Annotated in this window: 22 protein-coding genes; 1 reads left to right on the top strand and 21 read right to left on the bottom strand. The window is 73.4% G+C overall.

The annotated features are described in order from the left end of the window. Positions 1–191: 191 nt before the first annotated feature. The 10 genes from IF45_RS0112340 to IF45_RS0112295 form a co-directional block, all read right to left on the bottom strand. Positions 192–2,456, bottom strand: coding sequence for a glycosyl hydrolase (locus IF45_RS0112340; protein ID WP_030307365.1), 2,265 nt, complete (start codon positions 2,454–2,456; stop codon positions 192–194). Between the two features lie 205 nt (positions 2,457–2,661). Beyond that, a complete protein-coding gene (locus IF45_RS0112335) occupies positions 2,662–3,312 on the bottom strand; it encodes a hypothetical protein (protein WP_030307361.1) in 651 nt (216 codons plus the stop codon). Then, positions 3,312–3,965, bottom strand: coding sequence for a hypothetical protein (locus IF45_RS0112330; protein WP_030307359.1), 654 nt, complete (start codon positions 3,963–3,965; stop codon positions 3,312–3,314). Before IF45_RS0112330 ends, IF45_RS0112335 begins: the two co-directional genes overlap by 1 nt. Continuing rightward, entirely contained in the window at positions 3,962–4,795 is an 834-nt protein-coding gene (locus IF45_RS0112325; RefSeq protein ID WP_242534249.1) for an ABC transporter ATP-binding protein, read from the bottom strand. Before IF45_RS0112325 ends, IF45_RS0112330 begins: the two co-directional genes overlap by 4 nt. Then, complete coding sequence (locus IF45_RS0112320) at positions 4,792–5,874, bottom strand: FecCD family ABC transporter permease (RefSeq protein ID WP_030307355.1); 1,083 nt, start codon at positions 5,872–5,874, stop codon at positions 4,792–4,794. Before IF45_RS0112320 ends, IF45_RS0112325 begins: the two co-directional genes overlap by 4 nt. Next, complete coding sequence (locus tag IF45_RS0112315) at positions 5,855–7,003, bottom strand: ABC transporter substrate-binding protein (RefSeq protein ID WP_030307353.1); 1,149 nt, start codon at positions 7,001–7,003, stop codon at positions 5,855–5,857. The genes IF45_RS0112320 and IF45_RS0112315 overlap by 20 nt, the downstream gene beginning before the upstream one ends. A gap of 49 nt (positions 7,004–7,052) precedes the next feature. Continuing rightward, a complete protein-coding gene (locus IF45_RS0112310) occupies positions 7,053–7,511 on the bottom strand; it encodes an STAS domain-containing protein (RefSeq protein WP_015506909.1) in 459 nt (152 codons plus the stop codon). A gap of 139 nt (positions 7,512–7,650) precedes the next feature. After that, entirely contained in the window at positions 7,651–8,784 is a 1,134-nt protein-coding gene (locus IF45_RS0112305; protein WP_015506910.1) for a GAF and ANTAR domain-containing protein, read from the bottom strand. Between the two features lie 109 nt (positions 8,785–8,893). Further along, the gene (locus tag IF45_RS0112300; protein ID WP_030307350.1) at positions 8,894–9,613 is read right to left on the bottom strand and encodes a GAF and ANTAR domain-containing protein; all 720 of its coding nucleotides are present in this window, start codon (positions 9,611–9,613) and stop codon (positions 8,894–8,896) included. 111 nt (positions 9,614–9,724) lie between these two features. After that, entirely contained in the window at positions 9,725–10,693 is a 969-nt protein-coding gene (locus IF45_RS0112295; protein ID WP_174905209.1) for a helix-turn-helix domain-containing protein, read from the bottom strand. Positions 10,694–10,902: 209 nt separating this feature from the next. On the opposite strand from IF45_RS0112295, the gene IF45_RS0112290 reads away from it, so the two are divergent. After that, positions 10,903–12,159 (top strand): arginine deiminase, encoded by a 1,257-nt coding sequence (locus IF45_RS0112290; protein ID WP_030307346.1) that lies wholly within the window; start codon positions 10,903–10,905, stop codon positions 12,157–12,159. 39 nt (positions 12,160–12,198) lie between these two features. On the opposite strand, the gene mnhG is transcribed toward IF45_RS0112290, so the two are convergent. The 11 genes from mnhG to IF45_RS0112235 form a co-directional block, all read right to left on the bottom strand. Continuing rightward, the gene (gene mnhG, locus IF45_RS0112285; protein ID WP_003951540.1) at positions 12,199–12,648 is read right to left on the bottom strand and encodes a monovalent cation/H(+) antiporter subunit G; all 450 of its coding nucleotides are present in this window, start codon (positions 12,646–12,648) and stop codon (positions 12,199–12,201) included. Beyond that, a complete protein-coding gene (locus IF45_RS0112280; RefSeq protein ID WP_003951539.1) occupies positions 12,645–12,974 on the bottom strand; it encodes an MrpF/PhaF family protein in 330 nt (109 codons plus the stop codon). Before IF45_RS0112280 ends, mnhG begins: the two co-directional genes overlap by 4 nt. After that, positions 12,971–13,576 carry a Na+/H+ antiporter subunit E gene (locus IF45_RS0112275; protein ID WP_003951538.1) on the bottom strand — a complete coding sequence of 202 codons (606 nt, stop codon included), beginning with the start codon at positions 13,574–13,576 and terminating at the stop codon, positions 12,971–12,973. Before IF45_RS0112275 ends, IF45_RS0112280 begins: the two co-directional genes overlap by 4 nt. Next, on the bottom strand, positions 13,573–15,237 hold the full coding sequence (locus IF45_RS0112270) for a Na+/H+ antiporter subunit D (protein ID WP_030307344.1): 1,665 nt from the start codon (positions 15,235–15,237) through the stop codon (positions 13,573–13,575). Before IF45_RS0112270 ends, IF45_RS0112275 begins: the two co-directional genes overlap by 4 nt. Beyond that, positions 15,234–16,340, bottom strand: a complete 1,107-nt coding sequence (locus IF45_RS0112265; RefSeq protein WP_030307342.1) for a Na(+)/H(+) antiporter subunit C — start codon at positions 16,338–16,340, stop codon at positions 15,234–15,236. The genes IF45_RS0112270 and IF45_RS0112265 overlap by 4 nt, the downstream gene beginning before the upstream one ends. Continuing rightward, entirely contained in the window at positions 16,337–19,279 is a 2,943-nt protein-coding gene (locus IF45_RS0112260) for a Na+/H+ antiporter subunit A (protein WP_030307341.1), read from the bottom strand. Before IF45_RS0112260 ends, IF45_RS0112265 begins: the two co-directional genes overlap by 4 nt. Positions 19,280–19,414: 135 nt before the next feature. Beyond that, the gene (locus IF45_RS0112255; RefSeq protein WP_030307339.1) at positions 19,415–20,662 is read right to left on the bottom strand and encodes a cytochrome P450 family protein; all 1,248 of its coding nucleotides are present in this window, start codon (positions 20,660–20,662) and stop codon (positions 19,415–19,417) included. After that, positions 20,659–21,915 (bottom strand): cytochrome P450, encoded by a 1,257-nt coding sequence (locus IF45_RS0112250; RefSeq protein WP_030307335.1) that lies wholly within the window; start codon positions 21,913–21,915, stop codon positions 20,659–20,661. The genes IF45_RS0112255 and IF45_RS0112250 overlap by 4 nt, the downstream gene beginning before the upstream one ends. After that, positions 21,912–22,526 carry a GTP-binding protein gene (locus IF45_RS0112245; protein WP_010641345.1) on the bottom strand — a complete coding sequence of 205 codons (615 nt, stop codon included), beginning with the start codon at positions 22,524–22,526 and terminating at the stop codon, positions 21,912–21,914. Before IF45_RS0112245 ends, IF45_RS0112250 begins: the two co-directional genes overlap by 4 nt. Beyond that, the gene (locus tag IF45_RS0112240; protein ID WP_003951532.1) at positions 22,504–22,866 is read right to left on the bottom strand and encodes a DUF742 domain-containing protein; all 363 of its coding nucleotides are present in this window, start codon (positions 22,864–22,866) and stop codon (positions 22,504–22,506) included. Before IF45_RS0112240 ends, IF45_RS0112245 begins: the two co-directional genes overlap by 23 nt. Beyond that, a complete protein-coding gene (locus tag IF45_RS0112235) occupies positions 22,863–23,273 on the bottom strand; it encodes a roadblock/LC7 domain-containing protein (protein WP_010641347.1) in 411 nt (136 codons plus the stop codon). Before IF45_RS0112235 ends, IF45_RS0112240 begins: the two co-directional genes overlap by 4 nt. Between the last annotated feature and the right edge of the window lie 2 nt (positions 23,274–23,275).

Here is a 23,275-nt window from a genome sequence, read left to right as displayed (position 1 = left end):
TGGTCAGCACGGTGATCCGTGTCCTGGTCAACGAACTCGTCAGCTGGCTCTTCTGAGCCGATGGTGACGGGCCCCAGAGGTCCGTCACCTCTTCCCGACCAGCGGGACCCGACACTTGCCCATGACGCCGCCGTCCACGTCCCTGAACTCCCGGGACGTGGACGGCGGCGCGCCATGCAGCGCTCGGCAGGTCAGCCGGTTCCGGTCGCCGTGGACCGGGCCGGCACCGTGAGTTCGTGGCCGTCCGAGAAGGTGACGGTCAGTGGGTCGGAGCCGTGGTTGTGGGCGGCGTAGGTGCGGGTGCCGTCCTTGCTGAACACGGCGGATGTCGGATGGTCGGCGGTGATGGAGGGGTCAGGGGCGCCGAGGGTGTCCAGGGTGGTGAGCCAGTGGTAGGTGTGGGCCTTGGACTCGCCTGCCTCCGGGGTGTATCCGGCGTTGCCGGCGTCCCACTTGGCCTTGGCGGCGCCGGGGTCGGCCAGGGACTCGAACTCCCAGAGGATGTCGCGCCATTCCTCGGCGGGGCCGCCGTTCTCGCGCTCCATCTCCGCGATGTTGCGCCGGATCGCGTCCTTGTGGCCGCCCAGGTGCAGGGAGCCGCCCGCGGTCACGGGCAGGACGTTGATGCCGTGGATCTCCTCGGGGTTGGCGGTCCACCAGGTGGAGTACGCGCCGCCGCTGCCCCACACCATGCCGACCGTGTCGTGGCCGAAGTCGCCGGGGAAGACCTCCTCGTCGGCGTCGAACCAGTACTGGGCGATCGACTCGCCCTCGGTGGCGAGCAGGTAGCTGCCGAGGTCACGCAGGTCGGAGTCGCCGGTGGCCGAGCCCCAGAGCACCAGGGCGGCGCTGAGGTTGGTCGACTCCGAGGAGGACTCCTGGTTGTTGCCGGCGGCGAAGCCCTGGTGGCCCGAGGCCCAGCTGTGGCCGGCGTAGACGTCGAAGCCGCGCAGGAACGGGAAGGCGTCGTCGGTGCGGCTCGGGTTGGCGGTGTCGCGGATCAGGGTCTTGACCATGCCGCCCCAGGCGGAGTCCGCGGCCCAGTCCGCGTCGTACTGGGCGACGATCGCGGCGGCGTAGACGTAGTAGCCGTAGTGGAAGTGGTGGTCGTTGAGTTCGCTGTCGCTGCCGTAGGAGGCCGGGTAGCCGGTGAGGGTCTTCCAGTCCGTGTCGTAGGAGAACTCACTCGCCCCGCCCGCGGTGAACCATTCCTCCAGGCGGTCCTGGAGGAGGCCGACGAGCTTGTCGCGGGTGGCGGTCTCGCCGATCTGGTCGGCGAGCGGCACCAGCTGGGCGAGCTTGCCGAGGGCCTTGCCGGTCCAGTAGGTGTCCGAGGCGCCGGAGAACGGGTCGGAGGAGTCGGCGACCTCGGCCAGGTAGCCGCGGAGCCGGTCCGTCTCGACCGCGTCGTTCCCGGGCAGTCCGGGCAGGACCGGGGCGGCCTTCTGGCTGGTGGTGAAGGAGGTGCCCTCACGGACCTTCATGGTGCCGCGGGGGGAGACGTAGGTGTACGGCGTGAGGGCGTCGGTGGTGTGCATCCACTGGTGCCGGTAGAGCGCCTGGAGGGTGCCGCGTTCGGTGCCCTCCTTGGCCTCGGTGGTCAGCTCGTAGGTGGCGCCGACCGTGCCGCCGGAGGAGTTCCAGTCGACCTGTGAACCGGTGACGAAGCTGAAGGCGTACTTCCGGTAGGTCTCCAGGGCGTCCGTGGAGGGCAGGACGGCGACGGAGAAGTAGTCCTTGTCGCCGAGGCCGGCGGTGATGTCGGTGCCGGAGACGTTCCAGTCGCTGCCGGTCGGGGCGAAGAGGGCGTAGTGGTGGCCGGCGACCGTGATGCCGACGACGTTGCCGTCGTCGGCGAAGACGTCGGGGGTCCCGGCGGTGGTGACACGGGCGTCGCCGCCCTCGCCCTCGGCGTAGACGAAGGGCATGCCGTGGCCGATGGTGGTCCGCAGGGTGCGGTCGCCGTCGGACCAGTAGGGGGTGACCGTCCAGTCGGACCAGTCGTCGGCCTTGGTGTCGGGCGAGTTGAGCCCGCTCAGGCCGAGGGTCAGGTCGGCCTTGTGCGCGTACTCGTACTGGCGGCCCTCGCCCACGACGGTGGGGCTGGTCGGGTAGCCGAGTTCCAGGCCGCCGGAGACCGCCTGGTAGGTGAGGGGGTGGCCGTACATGGGGGTGGAGTACGGGTTGTCGTCGTACCGCTGGAAGGCGAGCGAGGACCACCAGTCGTTGGTGGGCACCGGCTTGTCCTTGGCGGCCTCGGTGACCTTCGGGGTGACCGGCGCGCCGGTGTTGGTCGTGGGGCCGGTGGTGCCGGGCGGCCGGGTGTCGGAGTAACTCCCGGCGCCCACGGGCACGGTGGCGGCCGACGCCGGGCTCGCGGCCGGGCCGAGGCTCACGGCGGCGAGTGCGGCGGCGAGGACCACCGCGGCGGCCGGCCGCGATCGGGGGGTTGGCATGGGGCACCTCGTGTCGTCGTGGGGACGGGCTCGTCGGAGGCGGCCGCGGACAGCCGGGGGAACAGGGTGGGGGGCGCGCCGCGGAACCGGGACAGAGGGTGCGAGAGCCCGGCCTGAGAGCGCTCTCAGGTGACGGAAAAGTAAAACCTTCGAAATCTGTTGTCAATACATCGCGCGGGAACGGGAGTTGGGCCCGGTCGTTCCTTCAACTCTTGACGCCGGTCCAGCGCAGCAGGCCGAGCAGGAGCTGGGTCGCGCCCGGCATGAAGCGGGAGCCGTGGTGGTACACCGGGTCCATCGTGATGACGAGGAGGCGGCCGGGGGTGGAGACGCGGTCCTCGTAGAGGAGGACCTGCTCGGTGGCGGGGTCGCCTGCGGTCTCGTGGTCGGTGTACGCGAGGACGGTGGCGCCCGGCGGCGGGGTGAGCAGCCCGTGGTAGTGCCAGCGGACGGCGCGCGGGGTGAGGTGGGCCCAGGCCTCGTGGTCCTCGGCGGCGCGGCGGACGCCGTTGTCGCCGTCGGGCAGCCGCCACCACCAGAAGTTGACCTCGGCGGGGGTCAGGGCGCCGAGGCCCGGCACCCAGGAGCAGTCGCCGTTCTCGCCGAGGACGACGACGGTGCCGCCGCGTTCGGCGACGCCGTTGACCCACGCGGTGACCCGGGGCAGCAGCCCGAGGTGGAGGCGGTCGGAGACGATCAGGGTGGTGAGCCCGGCGAAGTCGGCCTCGGTGGCGTCCGGGAGGTAGATCTCGCGGGGGCGCCAGAGGCGTACGGCCGGGTCGGCGAGGGTGGCGAGCTGGCTGAAGGAGCCGCCGTGCAGGAAGCCGAGGGCCGGTTCGGGGGCGGGGGCGGGCATCAGAGGGTCCCTTCGAGCCAGGCGAGCAGGCGCGGGCCGAGGTGGCGGGTGGAGCGGTCGGGGTCGCAGAAGGAGAGCAGGTCGTTGCCGGCGTGGACCATGACCTGGCCCCGGCCGAGCGGGTGGACGACGTCGACGGGCAGGGCGTGCGGGCCGATGCCGTTGAGGACGGTGGCGCCCTCGGGCAGGTGGGTCTGGTAGCCGCGCCCGTAGAAACCGGCCACGCCGACGCGGGTCAGCTCCTCGCCGGTGGGGGTGCCCGGGACGCCCGTGCGGTAGAGGAGTTCGGCCGGGTCGACGCCCTCGAAGACGGGGTGCGGGGTGACGGGGGTGATGACCAGGTCGGCCGGGCCGCGGTGGTCGAGGGCGCGCCACGGGGTGAGGCCGGGGAGGAAGGGGCGGACGACGTGGCCGTTGACGAGGACGCGTCCGCCGCGCCGGACGAACTCCTCCAGCAGGGGTGCCTGGCGCTGGAGGTGGATCTGGTCGGCGTTGCCGGTGATCGTCAGCCCCTTGACCGTACCGCCGAGCAGGAGTTCCTCGGTGAGGTCGTAGACGTCGACGGGGGCGGGGCGCGGGTGGGTGCTCATGCGGGGGCTGCCCGGCGGGGTGGCCGGGGCGGGCCCCATGGTGACGGCGCGGACGGCGCTCATGCGGGGGTCTCCTGGGAGCGGGCGGGGCGGGGAAGGCCGGTGCGGGCGGGGCCCAGGTCCGGGACGACGGTGGTGCGCGGGCCGCGCGGGCCGGTCACCTGGGCGGTGGTGACGGGCAGGCCGTACAGCTCGCCGAGTGCCTCGGCGTCGAGGAGGGCGGCGGCGGGTCCGGTGCGGACGTCGTCGGGGCCGAGGACGAGGACGGCGTCGTCGGCGAGGTGGAGGGCGTGGTCGGGGTGGTGGGTGGTGAGGACGATGCCGAGGCCGTCGGCCGCCAGTTCCTGGAGGAGCGTCAGCACGCGGGCCTGGTTGCGCAGGTCGAGCGCGGAGACCGGCTCGTCCAGCACCATCAGCCGGCACTCGGCGGCCAGGGCGCGGGCGATGAGCGTCATCTGCTGCTCGCCGCCGGAGAGTTCGGCGTACGAACGGTGGGCTATGTGCGCGATGCCCACCCGGTGCAGCGCCGCCTCGGCCAGTTCGCGGTCGCGGCGGCCGGGGGTGGCGTACGCCTTGAGGTGGCGCGAGCGGCCCATGAGGACCATGTCGGTGACCGGGTAGGTGAACGGCGAGGCGTGCGACTGCGGTACGTACGCCACCGGGGCGTGCGCGGTGACGGTTCCCTCGGTGGGGCGGGCGACTCCCGCGAGCAGGCGCAGCAGGGTCGACTTGCCGCGTCCGTTGGGCCCGAGGACGCCGAGGACGCGGCCGGGGCGGGCCTCGACGTCGACGCCGCGGAAGATCCAGCGGTCCTTGGTGTAGCGGTGGCCCAGGCCCCTGGCCTCGACCAGGGGCGGGTGATCCGCCGCCGGGGTGCGGGAGTCGGGGTTCACGTCGACCACATCCGGTTGCGCGACCTGGCGAGCAGGACGACGAAGAAGGGGGCGCCGATGATCGCGGTGAGGATGCCGAGCGGCATCTCGGAGGCGGTCAGCGTGCGGGAGAGGGTGTCGATGGCGGTGAGGGAGGCGCCGCCGATGAGGAAGGCGGCGGGGAGTTGCACGCGGTGGTCGCTGCCGGTGAGCAGCCGGGCCAGGTGCGGGACGACCAGGCCGACCCAGCCGACCAGCCCGGCGACGGCCACCGAACCGGCGGTCATCAGGGCGACCGCGCAGAGCAGCACGGTCCGGGTCAGCCGTGGCGGCACGCCCAGGGCGGTGGCGTCCTCGTCGCCGAGGGAGAGGATGTTCAGCCGCCAGCGCAGGGCGAGGACGACAGCGGCGCCGAGCAGGACGGGGACGGCGGCGGTGACCACCTTGGCGTAGGTGGCGGTGGCGAGCGAGCCGAGCAGCCAGAAGACGATGGAGGGGAGCTGGGACTCGGGGTCGGCGACGTACTTGCCGAAGGAGACCAGGGCGGAGAAGAAGGCCGCCGTGACGGTGCCGCCGAGGACGATCATCAGGACGGGGCTGCCGCTGCCGAGCCGCCCGATGCACATGACGATCGCCAGGGCCAGCAGGCCGAAGCCGAAGGCGCCGGTGACCACGCCGAGGGAGCCGATGCCCAGCAGCATGGCGAGGACCCCGCCGAAGGAGGCGCCGGAGGCGACCCCGATGACGTCCGGGCTGACCAGCGGGTTGCGGAAGACGCCCTGGAGGGCGGCGCCGGCGAGCGCGAGGCCGCCGCCGACCAGCAGGGAGAGCAGGACGCGGGGCAGGCGGACGTCGAGGACGACGGTCTCCTCGTTGCCGGTCCAGGTGCGGTCGACGCGGAGGAACTGTCCGGCCAGGAGGCGGACGATCTCGTTGGGCGGGACGACGTAGCGGCCCAGCGCCAGCGCGGCGAGGGCGACCAGCAGGGTGAGGACGGCGAGGAGCGGCAGGCGCAGGCGGCCCGGGAGGCGCCCGGCCCGCCGCTCCGCTTCCCCGGCCCGGCCCGCGGGTGCCGGGGCCTCAGGCGCGGAAGCCGTCATAGCCGCTGCTCCTGGCGTTGAGGTCGAGGTGGAGGACGGCGTCGGCCTCGGCCTCGGTGAGGCGGTGGCCGTACAGCTTCCGGAAGGTCTCGGCGAGCCGGGTGCGCAGGCCGATGCGGCGGGCGAGGGCGGGGTGGAGGATCTGCGCGGTCCACCGCCACATCAGAGGGGACTCGCAGCAGGGCGGGTCCCAGCGGTAGCCGCCGAGCGGGATCTTGTAGACGCGGCGTTCACGGACGGCGCGGAGACCGGCGAGGCGCTTGTCGGCGTAGAAGGCGGCCGGGGTGGCGGGGTCGAAGCCGGAGAGCAGGACGACCTCCGGGTCCCAGGCGAGCAGTTGCTCCACGGAGACCTGCGGGGTGCCGGTGGCCTCGTCGCGGGCGACGTTGACGCCGCCGGCCAGCTCGGTCCAGTGGTTCATGTACTGGGTCTTGTTGGCGGTGGTCCAGCCGTCGGCGGCGGTGCGCAGGTAGAGGACGGGGACGGGGACGGGGACGGGGTCGCCGGCGCGGTCCTGGGAGGCGACGAGCTTGCGTACGGCCGCGTCCTCCTCGTGCATCCAGTCGACCAGTCCGCTCGCGCGCTTCTCCTTGCCGAGGAGGGTGCCGAAGATGTTGATCCAGGTCTCCATCTGCTCCTGGGTGCCGTAGGTGAGGCCGATGACCTTGAACCCGGCGTTCTCCAGGGGCGCGATGACCTCCTCGCCCTGGTCGCCCCACTGGACGACCACGTCGGGGGCGAGGTCGACGACGGTCTCGACGTTGGGGAGGAAGTCGGCGCCGGCGATGGTGGCGGTCTTCCTCGACTCCGGGAAGAGGGTGCCGAAGATGCCCTCCTTGTTGGCCTGGAGGGTGGATTCGTTGATGCCGACGATGCGGGCGTGGGAGCCGTCGACGGCGGCGATCATCGAGGGCGCGGGGATGATCGCGGTGGCGATCCGCTCGACCGGACCGTCGAACCGGATCTTCTGGCCGCGCTGGTCGGTGAGGGTGAATCCGGCGGCCCCCGCCTTCACCTCCTGCCGTGGCTCGCGGGAGGAGCAGGCGCCGAGGGCACCGGCCCCGGCCAGGGCGGCCGCGCCGGCGCCGAGTCCGCGCAGGACGGTGCGGCGCGGCGCGGAATCGATCATTCCTTCGGGTGGCGTGCGGGGGGTGTGATGCTCCTGTCGCGGCGGTCCTTCAGGGGCGGCGCGTACGGTCCGGCCGGGCGAGTCGGCTCAGTGAACGGGCCGGGCGCGGCGGGCCGGGGCGGCGCGGGGAGGGAATGGCCCGGCTCCGGGGAGAGGCGCTGCCCGGATGACCGCAGCCCGCACCGGCGTTACGCCGGACCGCACCCGTGACGGTCGCCGCCACGCGCAGCACGCGGCTGAGCCCGGTCAGGTGGAAAACGCGCCGGGCCGCCGGGCCGGGGGCCGCCACGCAGAGGATTCCGCCCGCGTCGGCGGCACGCTCCCTGGCGCGCAGCAGCAGGTGCAGCGCACGGGGTGTCACCACCCGCGCCCGCACGTGCACCACCACGACGCTCGTTCCCGCACCCGCCTGCAACGCGCGGAGTTCCGCCTCGACGGCCTCCTCGTTCTCGGGGTCGACGATGACGTCGAGCGGGACGACGGTCACAGGGGTGCGGTCGGCGGACATGGCGGAATCCCTCATGGAACCCTCCGGATACGGGTGGTCTCCTTGTGGGCCGCTGCCTGACCTCAGGTCGAACCTGCCCCGGACCTCGCGGACCATGCGGGAAAGAAAGGCCGTCTTCCGCAGCGGACCCGGTGCCCGGTCAGCCGCGGCCCTTCCCGGCCAGGGCGCGGCCCTGCCCGTGCAGTTGCTCCAGGGCGTCGAGCATGACGGTGCGGCGGTGCCAGTCGAGCCACTCCCCCGCCTGGGCCACGACCAGGTCCAGGGCCTTCCACTCGGTCTCGGTCGGGGCGGGGCCCGGCGGCGGGCCGTACAGGGTGATGACGCCCGAGCTCTCGCCGGAGGCGGAGCGCAGCGGGGCGTACCAGGCGTGGCCGATGCCCGCCGCGCGCAGCGCCTGGCGGGTCTCCTCGGTGAGCCGGGCGTCGGCGAGCCCGTCGGTCAGGGCCCCGCGTCTGCCTTCGCGCATGGCGTCCGTGGCGGGGCCCCGGCCCGCGCCGTCCGGGCCCCGGGTGAGGTGGTCGAGGAGGGCGTCGGGGATGCCCTGATGGGCCTCCAGCTGGGGGCCGATGAGCGGGTCGGCGACGTGCAGGAGCCCGCGCGAACTCCGTACGCAGCGCAGGGCGGTGCTCAGGACCGCCTCGGCGAAGGCGCTCCGGGGCACCCGGCTGCGTCTCAGCCAGGGGGCGAAGTTCAGTTCGGGGGCGGGGGCGCGGGTGCGCCCGGGGAACCACTGGGGGCCGTCGGCCGGGCGGGGGGCGCTGAGGAAGACGGAAGCGAGGGTGCGGAGTTTGACGTTGTGCTGCTGGGAGCTGTCGCGCAGCAGGTCGAAGGCGGTCTCCGCGTCGCGCAGTCCGTAGCGCTCCTGGAGGATGCCCTGGGCCTGGGCGATGAGCGGGCGGGTGCGGAGGCTGGCGCGCAGGTCGTGCACCTCGGCCTCGCTCTGGCTCCCGGCGCCGGCCGGCGTCCGCTCCGGACCCGGGGCCGTCTCCTCGGCGGAGCTCCATCCGCCGGTGAGGACGAGGCGCGGCGTGTTGCCCGCGCCGTCGAGGACGAGGCGGATCAGTCTGCGGGCGGCGGCGTCGGAGAGTTCGGCGCCGGCGCCGAGTTCGACCGCGACGTAGGGACCGGCCGAGATGGCCAGCGCCTGTTCGAGGCAGGCGGCGAGCCGGGGCCAGGTCTCCGCGTCCACGTGCCCCGTCAGGCGCACCGTCGTCACCTGGGCGGACGGCCACGACCGCGTGGTACTGGACAGCGTGAAGGGAGTGGGGGCCACGGAAGATCTCCTGAGCAGCGCGAAGCGACGGGCCACGCTGCTGGACCCGGGTCCACCCTAGAGGATCACCCGGGGTCGCGTGTGCCAGGTGGGGCGCCGGTGGCCCTCCTCACTTGCGCGGCTGGAAAGCGCCCTCCTGCGGTGGCTCGCCGGTGACGTTCTGGATGAGCTGGACGCAGAGGTCCCGGAGCTTGATGTTGCGGTTCTGCGAGGCGGCGCGGAGGAAGGCGAAGGCGTCGTCGGCGCCGCACCGCTGCTGCCCCATGATCACGCCCATCGCCTGGTCGATGACGGTCCGCGAACGCAGGGTGGCCTGGAGGTCGGCGGCGGACTGCTGGGCGTCGGCGATGCGGACGGCGAGGACGAGGGCGCCGGACGCCTGGGCCGCGATCAGCCGCAGCCGCTCCTTGTCCGCCTCGGCGAAGGCGCCGGGCCGCTCGGCGTAGAGGTTGAGGGCGCCCGCCATGCCGTGGCGCTCCTTCAGCGGGAGGGACAGGGAGGAGCGGGTGCCGCGATCGACGGCGAACGGCGGGTAGGGCATCCACCGCGTCTCCTCCGCCATGTCCGTGACGTACACCTCCTTGTCGTGGCGCAGCGCCTCCAGGCAGGGCCCGTCGTCGATGGTGTACTGCATCTCGTCGAGCGGCGGGGCACTGCTGCCGGCGCTGGCGACGGTGTAGGGGCGCCCGTCGCGTTCCAGGGTGACGCCGCAGCCGTTGGCGCCGGGCATGCGGCGCTTGGCCTCGGCGGCCACTTCGGCGAGGAAGGCGTCGAGGGTCTCGCTCTCCACCAGGAGGGACTGGGCGTCGAAGGGGGATGGGTCTTCCATGGCTTCTCCGTTCGGCTCTGCGGGCCGGGCCGGCGGGGCTCCTCTCCCCCACACTCGCACGCCGGGGGGACGCGGGGGCGCCCGGACCGGTCCAGAGGGGATCCTGCCCGCTCACCTGGGGGTGTAGCTCCGGCGGTACTCCCTGGGGGCCATCCCGTAGGCGCCACGGAAGGCGCGGGTGAAGGTGGAGTGGTCGCGGAAGCCCCAGCGGGCCGCGATGTGGTGGACCGGGACCGCGCCGAGCGCGGGATCGGCCAGGTCGCGGCGGGCCCGTTGCAGGCGCTGGCCGCGGACCCAGGCGGCCACCGTGGTGTCGCGGCCCGCGAAGAGGCGGTGCAGGTGGCTTAACGAGATGTGGTGGGCGGCGGCGATGGCCGCGGGCGACAACTGCGGCTCGTGCAGGTTCCGCTGGACGAACGCCTCGATGCGCAGCAGCAGCGCGCGCCGGTGCGAGTCCTCCGGTACGGCGTCCTCGGCGTCGAGGTGGTGGGCGAGGACCGCGCGCAGCAGGTCGAGGGCGACGGTGCCGAGCCGCGCCAGGTCCCCGGTGGAGTACGCGGCGGAGCCGGCGGCCGTCCCGGCCAGGAACTGGGTCAGCAGGCCGCCGACCCCGGCCCGCCCGTCGAGCGCGGTGCCCAGCAGCCCGTCGAGGCGGCCGGCGGGCAGATCCAGCAGGGCCCGGGGCACGTGGGCGCGGAGCAGGGCCGCGCTCTCCCCGCCGGGGGCGAGCCGCAGCTCGAAGGGGCGGGAGCTGTCGTAGAGCGCCAGTTCGCGCGGCCCGAGGACGGCCTCCCGGCCCGCCTGGCCGAGCCCGACGCGGCCGCGCAGGGGCACGAGCACGCTGGAGAGTTCGGGGTCGGCCTGCCGGACCAGCCGTGGCGTACGGACCACCTCGGAGGGGGAGGCGGTCAGTTCCACCACGTTCACCGCGGCAAGGTCCAGGGAGCGCACGGTGGCCCGGAACTTCTCGGGGGCCGGGGCGAACATGCGCATCGGATGCTCGCTGGTCGTGTACAGCTCGTCCAGGACCGCCAGGCCCTCCCCCGGCGCCACCTCGTCGCTGCTGAACAGCAGGTGCATCAGCCGCCCTCTCCCCCGCGCGTGGCTACCGGCAGGGTGCCGCCCCCGGCCGGTCCCGCACAACAGCCCGCAGCCGGATCGGGCCACCCGGGTGGCCTCCGGGTTCTCCACCGGGCGGCCCCGCAGGACAGGCGCCCGGGCGGGTGAGCGGGTACGTTCCGGATGTCGGCGGCGCCCGCGCCGGGGAGCGAGCGGAGGAGGAGCGCGCCATGTCCACCACCCCGCCCGGCAGCGCGCTCGGCGTCTACTCCGAGGTGGGCCGCCTGCGCAAGGTACTGGTCTGCTCCCCCGGGCTCGCCCACCGCAGGCTCACCCCGACCAACTCCCACGACCTGCTCTTCGACGACGTGATGTGGGTGGAGAACGCCCAGCGCGACCACGCCGCCTTCGTCGCCGAGCTGCGCCGGCGCGGGGTGGACGTGGTGGAGCTGCACGCGCTGCTCGCCGAGACGATGGCCGTGCCCGGGGCGCGGAACTGGCTCCTGGAGCGGAAGGTCACCGCCGACCAGGTGGGGATCGGCCTGATCGACTCCACCCTCGCCTACCTGGAGACCCTGGACGACCGGCGCCTCGCCGACCACCTCATCGGCGGCCTGGCCACCACCGACCTCCCCGAGGAGTACCGGACCGGATTCGTCGCCCTGGCCCGCGAGTCGACCGGCGGCCACGCCTACCTGCTGCCGCCGCTGCCCAACACCCTCTACACCCGCGACACCACGTGCTGGCTCTACGACGGGGTCACCCTCAACCCGCTGTACTGGCCGGCCCGGCGCGCGGAGACGATGCTGATGAAGGCCGTCTACCTCTTCCACCCCGACTTCGCCGGCGCGACCGTCTGGTGGGGCGACCCGGAGCGCGACTGGGGGCAGGCCACCTTCGAGGGCGGCGACATCATGCCGGTCGGCGAGAAGGTCGTCCTGATGGGCATGAGCGAACGCACCTCGCGCCAGGCCATCACGCAGGTCGCGACGGCCCTCTTCGCGCGGGGCGCGGCGGAGCACGTGATCGTCGCCGGGATGCCCCGGCTGCGCTCGGCGATGCACCTGGACACCGTCTTCACCTTCGCCGACCGCGACGTGGTGACCCTCTACCCGAAGATCATGGAGGCGGTGCACACCTTCTCGCTGCGCCCCGCCGACCGGGCGCCGGGCCTGGAGATCACCGACGAGGGCGACCGCCCGTTCACCGAGGTGGTGGCCCGCGCCCTCGGCCTGCCCCAGCTGCGGGCCATCGAGACCGGCGGCGACGTCTACGCCTCCGAACGCCAGCAGTGGGACAGCGGCAACAACGCCGTCGCCCTCGAACCGGGCGTCGTCTTCACCTACGACCGCAACACCCAGACCAACGCCCTCCTGCGCCAGGCCGGCATCGAGGTCCTGCCGATCGTCGGCGCGGAGCTGGGCCGGGGACGCGGCGGCGGCCACTGCATGACCTGCCCGCTGATCCGCGACGCGGTCGCGTTCTGACGGGGCCGCCCGTCCCCACGGAGGGCGACGCCCGCCCCCTCAGCCCCCGCCCGGCGTGTGCCCGTCCTCCGGCCCGTCCTTGGGGGCGGCGTCCTCGCGGTCGGGGTCGGGGCGGGGGTGGCTCCGGGGCATGTCGGGTTCCTCGCTGAGCTGTTCGTCGAGGTCGTCGAAGAGGAGGTCGGCGTGGACGCCGCCGGTGCGGTACGCCGAGCGGGCCACCAGGTGGGAGGCGACGGGACCGGTCAGCAGCTGGAAGAAGATGATGAGGGCGAGGGTGCCGGCGTCGATGCCGGTGCGCAGCCGCAGCGCGACGCCGACCAGGACCAGCAGGATGCCGAGGGCCTGCGGCTTGGTGGCGGCGTGGCTGCGGGAGAGGACCTCGGGGAGCTTGACCAGGCCGATGGAGCCGAGCAGGCAGATGGCCGCGCCGAGGAAGACGAGGAAGGCGCCGACGGTGTCCGCGGCCTGGGCCCAGGGGGTGGGGTTCATGCGCTGCGGTCCTCCTCCACGGTGGCTTCCCGCCCGGCGGCGGTGGGCCGGTCGCGTACGGCGATGAACCGGGCGATGGCCACCGATCCGGTGAAGCCGAGGAAGGCCAGCACCAGCATGATCGGGAAGTAGAACGGGTCCCGGCTGAAGGCCGCCTGGGCGCCGAGGCCGGCGATGATCAGGGCGGCGGTGACGTCCAGGCAGATGGCGCGGTCGAGCATGGAGGGGCCGAGCCAGAGGCGTACCAGCAGCAGGGCTCCGGCGAGCAGGATCATCACGACCGCCGCGGTCAGCAGGACGCGGTCGATCCACTCGAAGACGGTCATGTCGCATCCTCCTGCCGGGGGTCGGCCGAGACGCGGGCGATCTCCTCGCGGCTGCCGAAGGCCCGGACGGTCAGTTCCTCGGTCCGCCAGACGGACCGGCGGGCGGTCTCCAGCGCCTTGGGATCGTCGGCGTCCAGGACGTGGACGAAGAGGGTGGCGGTGGCGCGGCGCAGTTCGATCACCGAGCCGCCGGGCACGTTGGAGACGGCCACCGCGGTGGCGGTGAGCATGAGTTCGGAGCGGCAGCGCAGCGGGATCGCGAGGACGGCCGCGCGGTGCGGGTAGTCCACGAAAATCTGCTTGGTGACGCGGACCCCGGAGATCCACATGTCCCAGAGCAGGTACAGCAGCAGCTTGAGGATGCCCCAGGGGTGCAGCCGCAGCCCGAGGTCGGCCGGGGGCAGCGGGAAGGCCAGGCAGAGCAGGACGGCGACGACCACGCCGTTGACGAGGTTGGCCCAGGAGAACGTTCCCCAGAGCAGCACCCAGATGACGGCGAGCCAGACGACGAGGGGCAGGTCGAGCACCCTGCGGTGCCGCCCGTGGCCGAAGGCCACGGAGTAGGGCGGGAGTTCGGGAGACCGGGCCGACCAGGTGATCACGGCCTGAGCACCTCCTCGATGTACGGCGTCCGGGTCAGCAGTTCCTGCGCCGAGCGGTCGGTGTAGGCGGCGAGCGGCCCGGCGAGCACGGTGTAGGAGAGGCCGAGCACGACGGTGGCGGCGGTCGCGGCGAGCATGGTGCGCGGGGGCCGCTTGGTGGTGGTGACGGCCTTTCCGGTGATGCTGGTGGCGACGACCTGGCCGCCGCCGGGCCGCACCGGGATGCCCTGGTCGTCCTGCGGGGTGACGGCCGGTCCGCCCACGTCGGCCTCGTCGTCGGCGTCGTCGGCGTCGGCGTCGTCCTCCTGGGACTCCATGACGGTGCCCTCCGCGGCCTGGCCGGGCGGTTCGCTGCGCCAGAAGGCGAGGTTCCAGACCTTCACGATGACGTAGAGCGTCAGGAGGCTGGTCAGGGTGGAGCCGCCGACCAGGACCCAGGCGAGGACCGAGCCGTTGTCGACGCCGGCCCGCATCAGGGCGAGTTTGCCGATGAAGCCGGAGAACGGCGGGATGCCCGCGATGTTCATGGCCGGGACGAAGAAGAGCAGGGAGAGCAGGGGCGCGCTGCGGGCCATGCCGCCGAGCCGGGTCAGCTCCGTGGTGCCGCCCCGGCGTTCGATCAGCCCGGCGACGAGGAAGAGCGTGGTCTGCACGGTGATGTGGTGGACGACGTAGACGATGGCTCCGGCGATGCCCTCGCGGTCGGCGAGGCCGATGCCGAAGACCATGTAGCCGATGTGGCTGATCAGGGTGAAGGAGAGCAGCCGCTTCAGGTCGGTCTGGGCGACGGCGCCGAGGATGCCGATGATCATCGAGGCCAGCGCGACGACCAGGAGCAGGTTGCCCAGCCGGTTGCCGGGGAAGAGCAGGGTCTCCGTGCGGAGCATGCAGTAGACGCCGACCTTGGTGAGCAGGCCGGCGAAGACGGCGGTGACGGGGGCGGGCGCCGTCGGGTAGGAGTCGGGCAGCCAGGCGGCGACCGGGAAGACGGCGGCCTTGATGCCGAAGACGGTCAGCAGCATCGCCTGGATGAGGGTGGTGACGCCGAGGGAGAGGTCGTCGAACCGCTCGGCGAGCTGCGCGAAGTTGACGGTGCCGGTGGCCGCGTAGGTGATGGCGATGGCCACCAGGAAGATCATCGAGGAGAGCAGCGAGATGATCACATAGGTCGAACCGGCCCTTATCCGGGGGCCGGTGCCGCCGAGGGTGAGCAGGACGAAGCTGGAGACCAGCATGATCTCGAAGCCGACGAAGAGGTTCATGAGGTCGCCGGCGAGGAAGGTGCAGGCGATCCCGGCCACCAGGATCAGGTAGGCCGGGTGGAAGACGGCGAGCGGGGTCTCGTCGTCCTTGTCGGCCATGCCCTGGCCGAGCGAGTAGACCAGCACGCAGAGGGTGACCAGCGAGGAGACGGTGAGCATCAGCCCGCTGAGCCGGTCGGCGACCAGGGTGATGCCGAGCGGCGGGGCGAAGTCGCCGAGGTGGACGGAGAGCGGGCCGTCGTCGGCGGCGATCATCAGAACGACCGAGATCACCACGACCGCGGTGAGCACGGCGACACTGATGAACCGCTGGAACCGCTTGAGCCGGATGCCCGCCGCGAGGCTGAGGCCGGTGGCGAAGAGCGGCAGCAGCACCGGCAGGGGGACGAGTGCGTTCACCTGAGGTCTCCTGGGGGCTGCGGGCGGTCGGCCCGGCCCGGGCGGGGGTACGGCTTGCGGGCGCTCTCAGGACCGGGCGGGGTCGAGGGGTAGGGGGCGGGGCCCGGGTGCGGGTCGGGAGCGGGGTGGTCCTGGGGGCGGGGCCGGCGGCGGACCGCCTCGGGATGGCCGTCGGGGACGGGGTCCTCCGGGGGGTGCTGGGCGTCGGGGGGCGGTACGACGCGGCGCGGCCGGGTCGCGGTGGCCCCGCTGTCGTCGCCCGGGACCGGGGTCTCGCCCGGGCGGGACGGGGTGGCGCCCCCGGACCCGGGGGCCTGGCCGCCGGGGGTGGGGGGTTCGGGGCGGGTGGTGGTGTCGGTGGCCTGGGGGCCGGTGGACTCGGGGGCCTCCTGGCCGGTGGCGCCGGGTTCGGCGGGGGCGGCGGCCGGTTCGTCGGGGGCGGAGGTGTCGGGGGCGCCCGAGGGGCCGGTGTCCGGGCCGGAGGGGCCGTTGCCACCGGGGCCCGGGGTCTCGGGGCCGCCCTCCTCGCCGCTCTCGGGACCCTGCGGGTAGTCGGCGGGGTCGGCGCCGAGGATGTCGTTCCAGAGGTCGCCGGAGGCGTCGCGGCCGCGTGCCTGGAGGGCGCGGTCGGCGCGGAGGCGGGCGCTGAGCTGGCGGCGTTCGGCGCGGTAGCGGCGGCGCACCTCGGGGTCGCGGTCGGCCTCCCGGTACCGGCTGCGCAGCTCGCTGCGCCGGTCGTAGACCTCGCTGCGGAGGGCGACCCGGCGGTCCTCGATGTCGTCGTGGACCTCGTCGGTGCCGGTGAGCTGGTAGGAGCGGTAGGCCATGGCGAGGATGAACGCCGTGGTGGCGAGGGTGATGACGATGGCGGTCAGCGTGATGGCCTGCGGCAGCGGGTCCGTGACGGAGGCCGGGTCGACGCCCGGGTAGAGCAGCGGGGCGGGCCCGGAGAGGCCGGTGACGGCGAGCAGCAGCAGGTTGATGCCGTTGGAGGTGATGACCGCGCCGAGCAGGATGCGGGTCAGCGGCCGGGTGAGCAGCAGGACGCCGCCGACCGCGATCAGCACGGTGGCGGTGACGAGCAGAGCGAGGCTGATGGTCATCGGCCGTCTCCTCCTCCGGTGGCGGGGTCGGTCGGGTCCTCGCCGCTCCGGGTGGAGAGGACGCCCCTGACCCCGGCGGTCCCCTCCGCCGCGGCCCGTTCGATCTGGCGGTCGACCTTGGCGCCGAGGGCGCGGACGATGTCGAGGACGACACCGAGGACCAGCAGGTAGACGCCGAAGTCGAAGAGGACGGGCGTGGCGAGGTGGTACTCGCCGAAGAGCGGCAGGTGGCCGTGGTACTCGAAGGCGTGCAGGACCGTTCCGTCGATCAGGCCGAGCAGGGCGACGGCGGTCATGACGAAGAGCCCGAGCCCGGTGAAGAGGCCGGGCTGGCGCGGCGCGGCCTCGGCCAGTTCGAAGCGGCCGCCCGCCAGGTACCGAACGATCAGGGCGACACCCGCGACCAGGCCGCCGATGAAGCCGCCGCCGGGCAGGTTCTCGGCGCAGAAGAGCAGGTAGACCGAGAGCACCAGGATCGGGTGGAAGATCAGCCGGGCCAGCACCTCGAAGACGACCGAGCGGTGCTCGGGGGCGAGCGAGCGCCCGGCGGCCAGCCAGGTCCGCTCACGGGTGCTGTCCGGGCCGGGCCCGGGGCGCCCCACGCCGCGCGAGGAGAGCGACCAGATGGTCCGGTCGTACGGGATCTCCTGGCCGGCGCTGTCGGTGCGGCGGTGCAGGAAGATGAGGCTGGTGACGCCGACGGCGGCGGCCGCGAGGACGGCGGACTCGCCCATGGTGTCCCAGGACCGCAGGTCGACGAGGATGGTGGCGACCACGTTCTTCAGGCCGTGGTGGGCGACCTCGGTCACCATCGGTTCGCCGTCCGGGCGCGCGGTGCGCGCGGAGGCGGCGACCCAGACGGCGACGGCGACGACCAGGGAGCTGGCGAGGGCGACCGGGATGCGGGCCCAGCGGCGCCAGGGGCTGAAGGACTCCTCGAAGTGGACCGGCATCCGGCGCAGCACCAGGATGAAGACGATCATCGAGACGGTCTCGACGCCGAACTGGGTGAGGGCGAGGTCGGGGGCGCCCTGGAGGACGAAGAGCAGCGCCGCCCCGTACCCGGTCAGTCCGGCCAGGACGACGCCCTTCATACGGCGGCTGACGGTGAGGCACATCAGGGCGGCGGCGCAGGTGAGGACGGCGATGGCGCCCTGGAGCGGGGAGTCCCAGCGGGCGGGGGCGCGGGCCCCGTCCCACGGCTGGTCGGTGACGAGGACCGCGAGCTGTCCGGCCAGCATCACCAGCAGGGTGACGGCGAGGTAGACGGAGAGCGAGCCGCGCTGGACGAAGCCGGTGACCTGGAGGGAGACGCGTTCCAGGCCGAGGAGGACCTGCCCGTAGACGGCGTCGGCGGTCGGCCAGGCGATGCGCCGGGAGAGGGTGCGGACCTCCTTGCGGGCGAGGAAGAGCAGCACACCGGCGACCCAGGCGACGACCGACAGCCCGAGCGCGGTGCCGAAGCCGTGCCAGAGGGCGAGGTGGTAGGGGTTGGCGGGGACCGTGTACTGCGCGGCGTAGGTGGCGAACAGGTCCTCGGCCGAGCTGACGCCGGGTCCGAGGACCAGCCCGCAGACGGCGAGGATCGCGGCCGGGCCGAGGAAGAGCCAGCCGACCTTCTGGGCGGCGGTGTCGGGGACACCGGTCTTGCGCGCGAAGGCACCCCAGACGAAGCGGAGGCTGTACGCGGTGGTGAGCGCGGAGCCGACGACGATGACGCCGAGCGCCCACAGGTCGGGGGTGTCGCCCTCCAGCAGCGACTCGAAGGCGGCCTCCTTGGCCGCGAAGCCGAGCATCGGCGGGAGGGCGGCCATGGAGAGGGCCGCGACCACGGCGGTGCCGGCCACCCAGGGCAGGGTGCGGCCCACCCCCGAGAGGCGGCGCAGGTCACGGGTGCCGGTGGCGTGGTCGATGATCCCGGTGACGAGGAAGAGCGGGGCCTTGAAGACGGCGTGGGCCAGGATCATGGTGACGGCGGCGAGCCCGACGTCGTACTTGCCGTCGCCGGCGAGGACGATCAGGAAGCCGAGCTGGCTGACCGTGCCGTAGGCGAGGACCAGTTTCAGGTCGTGCAGGCGCAGCGAGCGCCAGCCGCCGAGGAGCATGGTGGCGCAGCCGAGGACCAGGATGGGCGGGCGCCACAGGGAGAGGTCGCCGAAGGCGGGGGTGAGGCGGGCGACGAGGTAGATGCCGGCCTTGACCATGGCGGCGGCGTGCAGGTAGGCGCTGACCGGGGTGGGGGCGGCCATGGCGTTCGGCAGCCACATGCTGAACGGCCAGATCGCCGACTTGGAGAAGGCGCCGCAGAGGATGAGCACCGCCGCGATCTCCAGCAGGGTGGAGGAGGGCGGCGGGGAGGCGAGGATCTCGGAGATCCGGTAGGTGCCGGTGACGTGGCCGAGCATCAGGAACCCGACCAGCATGACCAGTCCGCCCAGCGTGGTGACGGTGAGCGCCTGGAGGGCGGAGCGCCGGTTCTGCTTGTACTCGCTGCCGTGGCCGATGAGCAGGAACGACAGGACGCTGGTGATCTCCCAGAAGACGTAGAGGAGGATCAGGTCGTCGGCGAGGACCAGGCCGAGCATGGCGCCGGCGAAGGCGAGCAGGGTGCCGGCGAAGCGGCTCAGGCCGCGGGTGCCGTCGTGGAAGTAGCGGACGCAGTAGACGAGGACCAGCGTGCCGATGCCGGCGGCGAGCAGGACCATCAGCTCGGAGAGCGCGTCCAGGCGCAGTGCGAGGGAGACCTCGTAGGCGGGGATCCACTCCCAGTTCCAGTCCGTGGAGGCGCCGTCGGCGGTGTCCCCCAGCTGGGCGACGGCCCACACGGTGGCGGCGAGCGGCGGGAGCGCGAGGACGAGGAACGCCCTGGTGCCGAGCCACCGGACCAGCGGCCTGGCGCACATGGCGAGGACGAAGTGGGCGGCGACGAGCGCGATCATAGGGCGCCGGGTCGCTCGGGTCGCCTACAGGTCACAGAGGGAACGTAATGCACCCGATAGTGATATATCGCGCTCCTCGGGTTCCGGGCCCGGCGCGCCGGGCGCCGGGCCGGACGGGGGTGGGACCGGTGGTGCTCAGGTGTCATGGGCGAGCCGGACGGGGAGGGTGGCGGAGCTGTTGGAGAACATCGAGGGCACCGGGGTGAGGGTGGCGGGGTCGACGGCGAGGGAGAGCCCGGGGTAGCGGGCGAAGACGGCGGGGATGGCGAGGGCCGCCTCCAGGCGCGCCAGCGGCGCGCCCAGGCAGAAGTGCGGGCCGTGGCTGAAGGCGAGATGGCGGTTCTGCTCGCGGGTCAGGTCGAAGCGGTCGGCGTCCTCTCCGTGCTGGGCCCGGTCGCGGCCGACCGCGCTGTACGGCGCCATGATCGCCTCGCCCCTCCCGATCGGGACCCCGGCGATCTCCACGTCCTCCAGCGGGTAGCGGAAGGGGAAGTTGCCGATCGGCGCGTCCCAGCGCAGGGTCTCCTCGACCACCGCCTCCCAGACCTCCTCGCCGCCCGCCTCGGCGAGGGCGCGCTGGTCGGGGTGGGTGAGCAGGGCGCGGACAGCGTTGGTGACGAGGCTGAGGGTGGTCTCCTGCCCGGCCGAGAGCATCAGCAGCAGGGTGCCGACCAGTTCCTCCTCGCTGAGCGCGTCCGGGTCGGCCTCGCGGGCGGCGATCAGGGCGCTGGTCAGGTCGGGGCCGGGCTCGGCGCGGCGGGCGGCGACGACGCGGGCGAGCAGCTGGTACTGCTCGACCTGGCTGGCCGTCACCTCCTCGGGGCCGAGGTCGGAGCGGAAGATGTTGTCCATCAGCTCCTTGAGGCGGGGCTGCTCGTGGCTGGGGACGCCGAAGAGTTCGCAGATGACCCGCATCGGGACCGGGTTGGCGTAGTACCGGCGGAGGTCCACGACGCCGTCGGCGTCGGCGTGCGAGGGCAGCTCGTCCAGCAGTCCGGCGACGATCGCCTCGACGCGGGGCCGCAGCTCGGCCACCCGGCGCGGGGTGAAGGTCTGCATGACGAGCTTGCGCAGCCTGCGGTGTTCCTGGCCGTCGGCGGTGACCATGTTGGTCACCTTGACCATGCCGATCAGCGGCCAGCCGTCCTCGATCTCGCCGCGGCGGATGGCGTTCCAGTTCCGCCAGTCCTTGCTCATGCGCGGGTCGGCCACCAGTTCCGCCAGCAGGTCGTGGCGGGTGACGGCCCAGGCCCGTACGTCTCCGGGGAGGCGGACGCGGACCACCGGCCCGAGCGCGCGGAGCCGGGCGGCCTCGCCGTGGTGGTCGCTGCCGTACGGGTCGAGGGTGATCTCGGGGACAGCGGCGTCGGGGGTGGTGGTCACCGGTTCTCCTTGGACGGTCGGGGCGCGGGCGGGAAGGCGACGGGCAGCGCGGTGGGGACGCGGGTCCAGGGCGAGGACCGCCAGCCGATCTCCTCGGCGGGCACGGTGAGCCGGAGCCCGGGGAGCCGGTGCAGCACGGTCTTGACGGCGGTACGGGTGATGAGGCGGGCAGGGACCTGGGCGGGGCAGACGTGCGGGCCGGCCGAGAAGGCCAGGTGGGCGCGGTTGCCCGGTTCGGTCAGCTCGTCCTCGGGGCGGATCAGCGGGTCGTCGTTGGCGGCGGCGATGCCGAGGATCAGGCAGTCGCCCTGCCGGATGCGGTGGCCGCCGAGCTCGGTGTCGCGCAGGGCGTACCGGGCGGGCATGTTGTTCATCGGCGGGTCGCGCCAGAGGGCTTCGTCGAGGGCGTCGTCGATGCCGAGGCGGCCGCCGTGCAGCCGGGAGGCGAACCGCGGGTCGCACAGGAGCAGCCGCAGGGTGTGGGCGATCCAGGCGGTGACGGTCTCGTTGCCCGCGGAGATCATGACGACCACCGACTGGAGGTGCTCGGCCTCGTTGTGCAGGTCGGGGTGGTCGAGGAAGGCGGTGGTGAGGTCGTCGGCGGGGCGGGCACGGCGCTCGCGGAGGGTGTCGAGGAGGATCTCCTCGAACTGGCGGTTGCCCGCCTGGGAGTCGTCGGCGCTGCCGAAGAGGGCGATCAGGGCGCGCAGCAGTTCGTGGCCGCCGGCGCTGTCCAGGCCGAAGAGGGAGGCCAGGGCGAGCATCGGCACGATGGTGGCGTACTCGCCGACCAGGTCGGCGCTGCCGCGGGCGGCGAACTCGGCGATCAGCTCCTCGCAGAGCGCCTCGACCTGGCGGCGGGCGCGCCGCTGGTCGATGCGGGCGACGCCGTCGTCGAGCGGCGCGCGCAGCCTGCGGTGCTCGGGGCCGTCGGCGCCGATGACGTTGGCCCGCCAGCCCATCATGGGCAGCAGCCCGGAGTCCGGGGAGACGACGCCTTCGCGCAGGTCGCGCCAGTTGCGGGCGTCGCGGGAGAAGAGCTGCTCGTTGCGGGTGAGGGTGAGCATCTCGCGGTAGCCCATCACCAGCCAGGCGGGCACGCCCGGTTCCAGTTCGACGCGGGCGACGTCGCCCCACTCCGCACGCAGCCTGCGGTAGACCTCGCGGTGGTCGGGGGCGCCTGTGGCGGCGGTGAGGGGGACGAGGCCGGTGGAGGCGTGGGCGGGGCAGCCGGGAGGCGGGGCGGCGGTCATACGGCGGGCTCCTGCGGGGCGGCGGGGCGGGCCGCGCGCTCGAAGACGTACTGGACGAGGGTGATGAGGGCTTCGACGGAGGAGCGCGGGTCGCGGGCGTCGCAGAGGACCACCGGGGTCTCGTCGAGGAGGTCCAGGGCGGAACGTATCTCCCCGATCTCGTACGTCTCGCTGTCCGGGAACTCGTTGACGGCGACGGCGAACGGCAGTCCGCGCAGCTCCAGCTGTTCCAGCACGTCGAAGCTGTCCTCGATGCGGCGGGTGTCGACCAGGGCGAGGACGCCGAGGGCGCCTTCGGCCAGCCCTTCCCACAGGTCCCAGAAGCGCCGCTGGCCGGGGGTGCCGAACAGGTAGAGGGCGATGCGGGGGTTGAGGGTGATGCGGCCGAAGTCCATGGCGACGGTGGTGGTGTGCTTGGTGCCGACGCCCGCCAGGTCGTCCACGCCGGCGCTGGCCTCGGTGATGTGCTCCTCGGTGCGCAGCGGCTCGATCTCGCTGACGGAGCCGACCAGGGTGGTCTTGCCGACGCCGAAGGCGCCGACGACGAGGATCTTGACGGCCTGCTGGACCGTGTCGGGCAGATAGCGGTCAGCGGAGCCGGCGGAGCCCATCCAGTACCTCCTGAAGCAGTTGCGTGTCGGGCCCGGCGGCCTCGGGGATGCCGGAACGGGCGGCCAGATGGCCGGAGTCGACCAGGTCCGAGGCGACCACCTTGACCAGGCTCACGGGGAGCGAGAGGTGGGCCGCGGCCTCGGCCAGGGAGAGCAGCCGGGCGCACATCCGCACCAGGGCCGTCTCCTCGCGGGAGGCGGTCACCGGCAGCGGGCGGCCCGGGTCGGCGGCCACCAGCAGCGTGTCGACGTTGATGGTGTTCCGGCTGGGCCGGGCCCGGCCCTTGGTGATGACGTACGAGCGCACCGCGCGCTCGGGCTGCTCCCCCGGGGCCGTCACCGGGTGGGCTCCTGGCGGGGCGGACTGCTGAGGTTGCCCGCGCCGATCTTCAGGACCTGGGCCTGCATCTGGCGAGCCACCTGCTTGGGGTCGACCACCGGCCCGGTGAGGACGGCGAGGTGGGCGCCGCCGGCGCTGCGCATGAAGAGGAAACCGCCCTCGAACTCGACCATCTGCTGGTGGACGGCGCCGCCCTCCGCGCCGTGCTCCCGTCCCAGGCTCCGGCCGAGGGACTGCAGGCCGGAGCAGTTGGCGGCGAGCCGGTCGGCGGCGTCCCGGTCCATGGAGTCGGACTTGGCGAGCAGCAGCCCGTCACCGCTGAAGACGATGACCTGGCGCACGCCCGGCACCGTCGCGACGTCGGCGATCATCCAGGCCCGCTGCTCGGGGTTCTCCACGTAAGTCATGG

It is taken from the genome of Streptomyces albidoflavus (assembly GCF_000719955.1).
Taxonomy (GTDB): domain Bacteria; phylum Actinomycetota; class Actinomycetes; order Streptomycetales; family Streptomycetaceae; genus Streptomyces; species Streptomyces albidoflavus.
Note: the sequence above shows the minus strand (reverse complement) of the source record. Positions and strands in the feature narration are given on the sequence as shown.